We start from the raw sequence: 11444 nt of genomic DNA, 5'->3' as shown, positions 1-11444 counted from the left end.
AAAACATGAAAATACTCAGATCGTTACTAAGCTTTTTTAAATCCCTCGGCCATCTTTTCATGGCAGCCGGTAAAGGTTTTGTAGAAGATAAAGTGACTAAACTCAGCGCGTCATTAGCTTATTATACCATATTTGCATTAACCCCATTGATTATTATCGTTATCTCTGCGGCAAGTATTTTCTTCGGCGACAAGCTGAATGCTGATACGGAGTTATTTTCAGAAATAAATAGCTTTATCGGAGAACCGGCAACATTGCAATTGCAAAGCTTTGTAATTAATGCCAACCTGAGCGGCAAGAGCACCCTTGGCTTATTGGTTGGAATTATAACCCTAGTTATTGGTTCCACAGCCATATTCATAGAAATTCAGGACAGTATTAACCTGATCTGGAAAGTGCGGGCTATTCCAAAAAAGGGCTGGATAAAAATGCTTACCAATAGATTATTATCCTTCTCGCTAATTGTTTCCATGGGCTTTTTATTACTGGTTTCCCTGGTTGTGAATAGTATTATTGTAGGTTTGGGATCTAAAATTTCTCAATATATCCCAGAAGTAACAACTATTATGATGGATCTTATTACCCGTGTGGTTACCCTGGCTGTGGTTACAGGAATTTTCACTATCATTTTTAAGGTACTACCTGATGTCATCATCAAATGGAAGACTGCCATTATAGGCGCCCTATTTACGGCTGTTTTATTTAGTATTGGTCAATTTTTAATCGGGATTTACATTGAAAAGGGAAACCCGGGATCTGCATTTGGTGCTGCAGGATCTATTATTATTATTTTACTTTGGATTTATTATAGTTCCATCATCCTGTATTTTGGAGCCGAATTTACACAGGCCTACTCAGAAAAATATGATCAGGCAATAGCGCCGAGTAAATATGCGGTGCTCACAAAAATAATCATCATAGAAAAAGAGGTCACCATATTACCACCACAGCATCCGGAAGATACCAAAGCTATTACAGATTAAATTTCAGCTACAATATCTTCTGTTACAGCAGCTGTAGCTGCACTTGCATCAGCAGAGATCAATTCTTCAATAGTATCTTTCTCTACCCTCAGGTTACTGATGATATGCCTTTGGCGGTCGGGAGTATTTTTACCCATATAATATTCCAGCAAACTTTTAATGGTTTGGTCTTTAAGAATAACTGGGTCAAGGCGAATGTCTTTACCGATAAATAAGCCAAATTCATCAGGAGATATTTCCCCAAGGCCTTTAAATCGAGTAATTTCTGGTTTACCACCTAACTTATGAATGGCCATTTTACGTTCTTCATCGCTGTAGCAATAAAAAGTTTCCTTTTTGTTACGTACCCTGAACAATGGCGTTTGCAAGATATAAACATGCCCTGCCCTAACCAGGTCTGGAAAGAACTGAAGAAAGAATGTCATCATTAACAACCGGATGTGCATGCCATCCACATCTGCATCAGTAGCAATAACGATATTGTTGTAATGTAAGCCTTCCAGCCCATCTTCAATATTAAGTGCATGCTGCAGCAAATTGAACTCTTCATTTTCATAAACCACTTTTTTGGTAAGTTCGTAGCAGTTTAAAGGCTTACCTTTCAAACTAAAAACCGCTTGACAATCAACATCCCTGGATTTAGTGATTGAACCTGAAGCAGAATCACCCTCGGTAATAAACAAGGTAGTTTCATACCTTTTATCATGGTTGGTATTGAAATGCACTTTACAGTCGCGAAGTTTTTTATTATGCAAAGAAGCCTTTTTAGCGCGGTCGTTAGCCAGCTTTTTAATACCTGCAATGTCTTTACGTTCCCGTTCAGATTGCAGGATACGTTTCAATAACGCATCGGCTACATTGGAATGCCGGTGGAGGTAGTCATCCAGCTCCTTTTTAAGAAAATCATTGATGAAAGTACGTACAGACGGACCGTCTGGACCCATATTTTGAGACCCTAGTTTTGTTTTGGTCTGCGATTCAAAGACAGGTTCTTGTACACGAATGGAAATAGCGGCAATAATCGAAGAACGGATATCCGATGCTTCGTATTCCTTTTTATAAAACTCACGAATAGTTTTTACAACGGCCTCTCTAAAAGCAGCCTGATGTGTACCACCCTGCGTAGTGTGCTGCCCGTTAACAAATGAATGGTAATCTTCTCCATACTGTTGTCCGTGGGTCATGGCAATTTCAATATCATTCCCTTTAAGGTGGATGATGGGGTAACGGATATGATCAACATCTGCTACTTTATTCAGCAAATCATAAAGTCCGCGTTCAGAGAAATACTTTTGGCCGTTAAAGTTTACTGTCAATCCGGCATTCAGGAACACATAATTCCAGATCATGCTTTCTACGAATTCAGAAATGTAATGGTAGTTTCTAAAAATACTTTCATCAGGATAAAAGGTAATGGCGGTACCATTACGCTGGGTAGTTTCAATGATGGGCTGATCCAGCACAATTTCCCCTTTTGAAAATTCCACTTTCTTTGTTTTGCCATCCCGGTAAGATTGAACGACAAAAGAATTAGACAAAGCGTTAACGGCTTTGGTACCTACACCGTTTAAGCCTACAGATTTCTGGAAAGCGTTACTATCATATTTACCACCGGTATTAATTTTAGAAACACAATCAATTACTTTACCCAAAGGAATACCCCTGCCATAATCACGGATGTTTACTTTATGTTCAGAAACAGTAATTTCAATGGTACGTCCTGAACCCATTACAAACTCATCAATGGAGTTGTCAAAGATTTCTTTCAGCAATACATAGATTCCATCATCATGTGCAGATCCATCGCCCAATTTCCCGATATACATTCCTGGGCGCAATCTAATATGTTCCTTCCAGTCGAGTGACCTTATACTGTCTTCGTTATATTTCGGTTCTGCCATGATGATTTGTAGAGTAGTAGATTTACAAATTTACATAATTAGCCTTATCATTGTACAACTTTTAAAATTATGATCCCTTCAAAAAAATAGCTCTCCCTGTTTGACCTCTCCATGATCGTTGTTGGTCCTGCGGGATTTACAATCTTATCGGTTATCATTTATATTTCAATAATGGGATATGTATACGTAAACCTCTCTATTTTTTGGCTTTATTGTTCTTTATTTTATAGGTAAATTACTCCGCAGTAAAAAATCAACGTAAGAGAAAAAATTATATGTATCTTTGCGAAGAAATGAAATGTGTTCATTTCATTCTATTAAACATTAAATACTTACATATTGTTATTCAGCGAATTAAATCTGATTGAGCCTATATTATCGGCATTGCAAACAGAAGGTTATACTCAACCAACCCCAATACAAGAACATTCTATTCCAACTATATTAAAAGGCAAAGACCTGTTAGGTTGCGCACAAACTGGTACAGGTAAAACTGCTGCTTTTGCAATTCCAATGTTGCAATTACTGCACAAGCCTCATGCAAATACTAAAGGCCCAAAAGCCATTAAAGCATTGATACTTACCCCTACCCGCGAACTTGCAATTCAAATTGAGGAAAGTTTCAAAGCCTATGGTAGGAACCTTCCTTTAAAATACCAGGTAATTTTTGGTGGCGTAGGTCAAAAAGCACAAACCGATGCACTTCAAAGAGGTGTAGATATTTTAGTAGCCACACCAGGAAGATTGTTAGACTTAATGGGCCAGGGGTTCATTAACTTGCGCGAATTGGAAATCTTCGTTTTAGATGAAGCCGACAGGATGCTAGACATGGGATTTATCCATGATGTTAAGAAAGTAATTACAAAACTTCCTGCCAAAAGACAAACTTTATTTTTCTCGGCAACTATGCCAGCGGAAATTCAAAAACTTGCAAATACCATTTTAAATGACCCAACGAAAGTTGAAGTTACACCGGTATCTTCTACAGCAGAAAAAATTGTACAGTCTATTTATTATGTGGCCAAAAACGACAAAAGAACGTTGTTGAGCCACATTTTGCAAGATAAGGGCATACAAACTGCTTTGGTATTTACACGTACCAAACATGGTGCAGATAAAGTTGTTAAAGACTTAATCAAAATTGGTGTTAAAGCAGAAGCGATACACGGTAACAAATCGCAGAACGCCAGACAAAGGGCACTTACAAATTTCAAAGACAGAACAACACGTATTTTGGTTGCAACCGATATTGCTGCCCGTGGTATTGATGTAGATGAATTAACCCATGTAATCAATTACGAATTACCAAATGTTCCTGAAACTTATGTGCACAGGATTGGCCGTACTGGTCGTGCAGGATTAAGCGGTATCGCTTTTTCTTTCTGTGATGCGGATGAAAAGGAATATTTAAAGGATATTGAGAAGCTAATTGGCTTAACCATACCTGTTGCGGAGGATAATCCTTATGCGATGAGCTGGCAAGGATTAATGGCTAAACAGGAAGATAAGCCTAAAGGAGGAAAACCTTCTGCGGCAAATCACCGCAGAGGAGGAAATGCGTCTGCGTCTGCTTCATCTGCTAAAAGCAAACAAGCACCACGCAGTCAGGATCGTGAACCAAACCTGAGTGGTGCTAAGAGAACACCCAAAAGCGGAAGTCGCCGTTGGAGTGGAAAGAGTTAGTAAACTAACTCTCTTTTTATGATTTTCTAATTCTAATGATGCGCAACCAGTGCATCATTTTTAGTATAGGGTAAGTTGGGTCAAATTCAAACCATTTAGCAGCAAAATTCGGACTATTCGGTCTCATGTGGTGGTTATTTTGAAACAACTCACCTAACATTAAAAAATCCAGTGGTAAGGAATTTTTACTGTGATCGCCGTTATCATAATTAGAATAACCATATTTATGCCCACACCAGTTCACTATAGCACCATGTATAGGCCCCATTAAGAAGTGAATAGGCAATAAAAGAAACATCCACCATTGCGTGGCAAAAATGACATAAAAGCCTATATAGAAAAGTATAAAAGCAACTCTTGTTGGCCAGGCATCACCTATTTTATCTATAAAAGCCCATGTTGGGTAATTTCCGCGAAATTGCTCTTCAGGTTCGGTTTTAAATTTCACATGATCCAGATATATATTTTTAGTCTGGATCATTAAACCCCAAACGTCTTTAATAAAATGTGGAGAATGCGGATCTTTTATGGTATCACTATAGGCATGGTGCATGCGGTGCATAATGGCATAAGCCCTTGGATTTAAAAAGGAAGATCCCTGTGCCAAGAAGGTAAGGGTATAAAAGAACTTCTCCCAGAAGGGGTTCATTTTAAACATCTTATGTGATGCATAGCGGTGAAGGAAAAAAGTCTGGCAAAAAAGTGATAAGAACCAATGTAAAAGAAAGAAAATTAAAATAGTCATATAAAAGTGTTCAGGTACAAATGGGTTTTCGCCCATTATTTGTTTTCAAATAACAAAAGTACTAAAAGATAAGTTGTGTTAAGTTGAAATAAAGTAAGGTTAACAAATGGCTGTAAATACAAAAGGCTGTATCATTTTTTATCAATGATGCAGCCTTTTTATGATTGTATTAAAATTATTGTTAATTACCTTCCAAAATCATCTTCTACCCTTACAATATCAGACTCATCTGAAGGGTTTTCAGGATCGGTATGTTGCCAGATTTCAGAAACGATACCCCAGTCCTGCAGACCAACCAATCGGTGTCTCTCTCCCTTTTGCAAAGTTATTCTGTTACCTGGCGTTAATTTTTGAAGTTTGCCTTCCTCATCAGTATCGCTGGTTACAATACCAACGGTTCCACTTACTACCTGCCAAATTTCAGCACGGCGATGGTGGTATTGCCAGGATAAACGCTTTTCTGGTGCAACAACTAATATTTTAGGACTCAACTTGCCACTGATTTTTAAATCCTCAACATTTAATCCGTCGAAATAAACATTTGCAAACTGTTGCGCCTGCTGCTCATCTATAACAAAGAAACCGCCCCAGGGACGAGTATTATCAACGTTTACAACATTAAAGCCTTCAATTTTAAGACGTTGGGCAATGCTATTGAATATTTCATTTTTTTGATCTGACATCGTAATTCTTCTATTAAAAAATCAAATATAGTAAAATATTTATTTTACGGTTTTACCAATTAATTTGTCAATTCGCTTAACAATGTAATCAATATCGAAAGGTTTCTTAATATAATCATCCGCACCAGCAGCAATGCTTTTATTCATATTCTGGTCGTTTGCAGACATCACAATGATTGGGATATGTTTAGTAAACAAATCACCTTTTAAGTCAGCACAAATTTCTGAGCCATCACCATCCGGAAGCATTACGTCAAGGATAAACAGATCTGGCAAAGAATCTTTCAACTTTTCTTTTAACTCAGCAAATGATGAAGATAGCTGTAAATCATAGCCTTCATCTTTTAGCAAAAATTCTATGATATATCTAATATCAGTATCGTCTTCAAGAACATGTATTCTTTTTACCATAATATATATTTATTAATTATTGAAATGCATTTAAAGGAATAATTTAGCCAAAAATACTAAATTAATTAAAATTAACCCTACCAGTTTCCATGTCATAAACAGCACCTACAATTTTAATGGCTCCCTGAGCTTCCATTTCGTTTAAAATAGGACTTTTTGACCTGATATTAGCTACGCTAAGCTTTACATTTTCGGTACAAACATGATGCAAATATTTAGGATTAGCAGCAGTTTTTTCGCCGGGAAAATCCATGGAAGCGATAACTGCAGGACGTATTTTTTCGAGCAGCGCAGTAATATTCCCGATTTTTACGTTATCTACAGCCGACCTTATAGCGCCGCAATATTCATGGCCCAATACCAGGATTAATTTTGAACCAGACACTTTACATGCATATTCTAAACTTCCTAGTATATCTTCATTTACAATATTTCCGGCCACACGGAGCACAAAAATATCACCTATACCTTGGTGAAAAACATCTTCAACGGGCACTCGAGAATCCAGGCATGATAAAACAACCGCAAGAGGGTACTGGCCAAGGGAAGCCTGGCGCATTCTTTCAGAATTATTTCTAATGGTAAGCACACCATCAACAAAATCCTGATTTCCCTTTTTTAAGATCGATAAAATCTTATCAGGATGCAGGGCCTTTTGTTGTTCAGCAGACAAAATACTACCAGAAATGACATCCTGTTCCTTAACTTGATCTGTGGATCTTTTGTTATTTTTACGAGTATATAAAATTATCATTCCCAACAGGGAAAATCCAAGTAAAATTTCAAAAGTACTCATCGTTGTTTCAACTGTTGATGTAATAATGCCACAATTTTACGTGTTTTTAGGCGAAAAATGGATAAATTATCTGCAATTAGCTCATAAAATCAATAAGAAAAAGCGATGGTTAATATGCTTTTTAAAAAAAAACAGCCTCTAAACTAAATCAGAAGCTGTTTTTAATATTAAATTTAAATCCTGTTGTTAAACGGCATCAATAGCTTGGCGAAGTGCTTTTGCTGCAGCTGCAGGATCTTCAGCACCGTAAATTGCAGCACCAGCTACAGCCACCTTTGCACCAGCTTTGATAACTTCGGTAATGTTATCAATATTTACACCACCAGCTACTGAAACTGGTACGCCAACTCTTGCAGCTTCGTCAATTAATACCTGAATCGAATAACCTGCAGTCCATTGTTCGTCAAGACCAGCATGTAATTCTACAAATTCCACACCTAATTCAGTTACTTCCTGAGCTCTTTTAACACGGTCCGGATGTCCTATTGTATCAACAACAACACCTTTACCATGTGCTTTTGCAGCCTTAACGGCACCGATAATAGTCGCGTTTCCTGCAGTGCCCAGTACGGTTACTAAATCTGCACCTGCTTTAAAAGCAATATCCGCTTCAAGTTCTCCTGCATCAGCAGTTTTAAGATCTGCAAAAACGAGTTTATCAGGATGTGCATTTTTCATTGCCTTAATGACTGATGAACCCATATTTTTGATTAGTGGAGTACCTAACTCAATAATATCTACATAAGGTGCAACTTTTGCTGCAAGCGCTAATGCTTCTTCTGTTGTTAATAAGTCTATTGCTACTTGTAATTTTGCCATAATTTCTATAATTAATTTTGTTGTTATTCGAGGTTAGCGTGTCTTTTCCATAATTCTTCAGCGGGGGTTCCATCCGCTTTCCATAAGGATTGAAAAACGGCATCAGTAAGCAGGAGCAGGAATTGTTCAAACAAGCTTCCCGCATATTGCCTTGAGCGGCTACTATCGTGATCTTCTTTTTCTGCTCCAGGTATATGAACCAGGTTATTGGCTATTTTTGCTAGTGGCGACTGATCTTGAGTGGAGAGCGCAAAAACGCGTGCACCTGCAGCTATAGCCTTTTCTGCGGCTTTAATAATCGTACTGGTTGTACCAGAGCCTGATGCTGCAATAAGCAAGTCGCCTTTTTGAATAGCAGGCGTAGTCGTATCTCCAACAAAATAAACTTTTAATCCGAGATGCATGAAGCGCATTGCTGCTGACCTCATCGAAAAACCTGAGCGACCAGCAGCTATCATAAAAATATGATTTGCCTGTTGAATATCACTTGCTAAGGCATTAACCTGGACAAAATCGATCTGGTTAAGTAGCCAGGTATTTTCAACAATGATCATTTCCAGATTTATTTTAATTCCTTTTGCTATTTGTTCTTGCTCTTTTATACTTTGCATGTATCTGCTTTTTAAACCTTCACAAAAATAGCTTCCTACAAAGCAAGAAAGCTTAGACAATTAGCACATTCTATAGGACTATTTGGAATAAACGTAACTCAAAAGTCATAAAAACGCAATGAAGAAACACCTATTTCCGAATAGTCCACTTTAATTACTTATTTGTCCACTACTATTACTTCATTTTAATTAACTTTAAGAATGATCCCTTCAGCAACACAACCCCCACTTGAAAAGTCACTTGTTTACATCAGGAATTTAGGTGATTGTCCTCCGAGTTACCTGAACGATCCTGGGCGAAAAGATTTCTTTGAGATTGTCTGGTTAAAAAACGAGGCAGCTTTGCACGCGTTAAAGGAACCGGATTTTGAAACTAGGGGTGATTGGATTTATTTGATCCCTCCTTACCGGGTACACCAGTTAAACAAGGCAGGAAAAAATGGCGAACTGATTTCTTTTAAACGAGCAATGTTAGAAGGAGAAGATAAAGAATTTATGTTGGACTTATTTAAGATATTTAATGTTCAGGGGGAATTCTCTTGCCTTCGATTGAGTGAAAGTGAGTCTTTAGCTTTAACAGGAATTTATGAGTTGCTGGAAAAAGAATACCACACTGAAGGCAACAACTACATCATGGTAAAAGCTTTGTTAAAAGTATTCCTATTAAAGCTGATACAGGTAAAGGAACAGCAATTTACTATTCATGACATTCATCAGAAAAGAGTTTATGAATTCCTGATGTTATTGGAAAGCAATTACCAGGAAATAAGGAATACAGATTTTTATGCAGGTAAATTGGGCATCAGTTCTAAGCGGCTCAATCAGATTTTAAAGGAGAAGCTTGATAAAACAGGAATGCAACTCATTCACGACAGGCTGATTCTGGAAGCAAAGCGAAGCATTATTCATAGTGAAAGTACGATAAAAGAAATTGCTGATGAGCTTGGTTTTTCAGACCGCCCTTATTTCAGTCGCTTTTTCAAAAAGCAAACGGGTCAAACGCCAGAAGCCTTTCAAAAGGAGGCGAAGGAACACATACAATCAAAATTTAATACTTTAGTTTAAAAAGAGTTACCTATAGCCTTATTTGAATAGCATTATAAACTGCTGCTTCTAAAATATCCTAAATCTTAGGATTAAGTAAAAATAGCTATCATCAATATGAGAATGGAGATATAACTACGGTTGCTAATGGAAGATTAATGTTGACTGCAAAAGATCCAGAAGAATTTAGAAAATTTCTAGATGCAAGTAAACCAATTTTAATCGAAAGAGATTGCTCAAAATATTAAAGATTACTCAAGACCTAATTAAAGAAAAAAGAACATGTTTGAGATTCTATGTTTTTAAACATTCAAAGCCTTCTGAATTTAATGGCTATAAAGTTCCCAATAAAGTTAAGGTAGTCAATATGATCAGCTATATTTCAAATTCAAACTCAGATTTCTTCAAATCAAAACTCAATAAGATTTTATTATACAGTGACTTTTTACATTTTAAGAATACTGGAAATTCAATGAGTGGAATAGCTTACAGGCTATACATATTGGAACTGTCCCTGCTGAATATCATAAGCTTTATATCAAATTAGTTGATCATAATCCGGTTAATTTAGAATTTTTAAAGTTTAGTAATGGTTACGGGGAAGTTTTAACCCAACAATCATTTTTAGGAGATGCTTTTAATGAAACATTAATATATTTATTGAATCAAGTTATTAAACAATTTGGGTCTAAAACAACAATTGAAATGGTTATTATTAGCCACTTAGAACGGGCATGGGTAGATAATGAGAATAATAAAGATATTATCAGTTATTCAAAATATGCTTTTGAAATTAATCAAATTTATTATTTTGGAGCTCAACTGTTTTTCATGAACTCGCTTTGGCTCAATTCGCGAATTCGTTTTAACCGTTACACAAACTACCCTTTTCTTAGATTTGCCGTCATTACCCTAGCATATCTTATTTTTTAATACTTTCGTTATCAAAAACTCATCATCAAAAACAAGTAAATCTGTTTGATTATTTAAATGGATTTTTGAGAATTAAAAAAAATAAATATTGTTATTTAGTTGAAATAAACAATTGTAGCTAGTTGGCTTATTTCAATAATAATGTTTCAAATTATGGAAAAAACAGGGAATAATGATAGATATTTGGCCTTTTTTATTGGAATGAACAATGCTAATCTTACAGTGTTAATCGGATAATTTTTTCAGAAAGGGCTCACCAGACATTTAAAGATAAAATAAGTTTTGAATGGTTTGCAAAACCAGGTAACTTACAGTGACGGTTTAGTAATTTTTTATTATGTTTATGCTATGGGAAATTGCGATAAGTAAACCAAAAACTCGCAAAGTCAGAAAACTTGGCTAGCAATTTGAAAAAACTTTGAACTTTAATTTAACAATTGATAAAAATAAGCATGAAAAAATTTATAGTATTAATCTTCGTATTTTATGGATTTACTCTATTTGGACAAGAAAAAGACATAAAAAAGCCTGAATACGTAATTATCGCCAACAATGAGATAATAACTCAAGAAAAACTTGAAGAATATGGAAAGCAAGGCTTAATTAAAGCTATGAATAAAGGAGTAACCGAAGAAGAACGAAATAAACTTTCGGCAAAGTTCGGTGACAAAATTGGAGATAGGGAATTTATAATTAATATAGATTTATTAACCGATAAAGAAAAAAAGGAACGTCAGAATGTATCCGCCCCACAAAGTCCATATTTTTTTAAAGGCAACTTGACTCTACATTTGCTTTTTAAAAAACAATCAATATGACCAAAGCAGAAAAAATG

At 36.1% G+C, this 11444-nt stretch carries 11 protein-coding genes; 4 read left to right on the top strand and 7 right to left on the bottom strand.

Annotated elements, in window-relative coordinates; all coding sequences use genetic code 11:
- Positions 1-5 precede the first annotated feature (5 nt).
- On the top strand, positions 6-983 hold the full coding sequence (locus AAKU52_RS08045; RefSeq protein ID WP_354332099.1) for a YihY/virulence factor BrkB family protein: 978 nt from the start codon (positions 6-8) through the stop codon (positions 981-983).
- On the opposite strand, the gene AAKU52_RS08040 is transcribed toward AAKU52_RS08045, so the two are convergent.
- The gene (locus AAKU52_RS08040; protein ID WP_354332097.1) at positions 980-2884 is read right to left on the bottom strand and encodes a DNA topoisomerase IV subunit B; all 1905 of its coding nucleotides are present in this window, start codon (positions 2882-2884) and stop codon (positions 980-982) included. The two genes, AAKU52_RS08045 and AAKU52_RS08040, sit on opposite strands and share 4 nt — an antisense overlap.
- A 339-nt stretch (positions 2885-3223) precedes the next feature.
- Between AAKU52_RS08040 and AAKU52_RS08035 the strand changes: the two genes are divergently transcribed.
- The gene (locus tag AAKU52_RS08035) at positions 3224-4567 is read left to right on the top strand and encodes a DEAD/DEAH box helicase (protein WP_354332095.1); all 1344 of its coding nucleotides are present in this window, start codon (positions 3224-3226) and stop codon (positions 4565-4567) included.
- 16 nt (positions 4568-4583) lie between these two features.
- Here AAKU52_RS08035 and AAKU52_RS08030 read toward each other — a convergent pair whose 3' ends face one another.
- From AAKU52_RS08030 to hxlB, 6 genes are all read right to left on the bottom strand, one after another.
- Complete coding sequence (locus tag AAKU52_RS08030; protein WP_354332236.1) at positions 4584-5312, bottom strand: acyl-CoA desaturase; 729 nt, start codon at positions 5310-5312, stop codon at positions 4584-4586.
- A 185-nt stretch (positions 5313-5497) separates the two neighbouring features.
- Positions 5498-5995 carry a cupin domain-containing protein gene (locus AAKU52_RS08025; RefSeq protein ID WP_354332092.1) on the bottom strand — a complete coding sequence of 166 codons (498 nt, stop codon included), beginning with the start codon at positions 5993-5995 and terminating at the stop codon, positions 5498-5500.
- A gap of 39 nt (positions 5996-6034) precedes the next feature.
- Positions 6035-6406 (bottom strand): response regulator transcription factor, encoded by a 372-nt coding sequence (locus tag AAKU52_RS08020; protein ID WP_354332090.1) that lies wholly within the window; start codon positions 6404-6406, stop codon positions 6035-6037.
- A 61-nt stretch (positions 6407-6467) separates the two neighbouring features.
- Positions 6468-7160, bottom strand: a complete 693-nt coding sequence (locus AAKU52_RS08015; protein ID WP_354332088.1) for a carbonic anhydrase family protein — start codon at positions 7158-7160, stop codon at positions 6468-6470.
- Positions 7161-7388: 228 nt separating this feature from the next.
- Positions 7389-8021 (bottom strand): 3-hexulose-6-phosphate synthase, encoded by a 633-nt coding sequence (gene hxlA / locus AAKU52_RS08010; RefSeq protein WP_354332086.1) that lies wholly within the window; start codon positions 8019-8021, stop codon positions 7389-7391.
- Positions 8022-8044: 23 nt separating this feature from the next.
- The gene (hxlB, locus tag AAKU52_RS08005; protein WP_354332084.1) at positions 8045-8632 is read right to left on the bottom strand and encodes a 6-phospho-3-hexuloisomerase; all 588 of its coding nucleotides are present in this window, start codon (positions 8630-8632) and stop codon (positions 8045-8047) included.
- A gap of 201 nt (positions 8633-8833) precedes the next feature.
- Here hxlB and AAKU52_RS08000 point away from each other — a divergent pair, with 201 nt between their 5' ends.
- The gene (locus AAKU52_RS08000) at positions 8834-9697 is read left to right on the top strand and encodes a helix-turn-helix domain-containing protein (protein ID WP_354332082.1); all 864 of its coding nucleotides are present in this window, start codon (positions 8834-8836) and stop codon (positions 9695-9697) included.
- Positions 9698-11061: 1364 nt separating this feature from the next.
- A complete protein-coding gene (locus AAKU52_RS07995) occupies positions 11062-11427 on the top strand; it encodes a hypothetical protein (protein WP_354332080.1) in 366 nt (121 codons plus the stop codon).
- Positions 11428-11444 lie beyond the last annotated feature (17 nt).

The organism is Pedobacter sp. CG_S7 (assembly GCF_040544395.1).
Taxonomy (GTDB): domain Bacteria; phylum Bacteroidota; class Bacteroidia; order Sphingobacteriales; family Sphingobacteriaceae; genus Pedobacter.
Note: the sequence above shows the minus strand (reverse complement) of the source record. Positions and strands in the feature narration are given on the sequence as shown.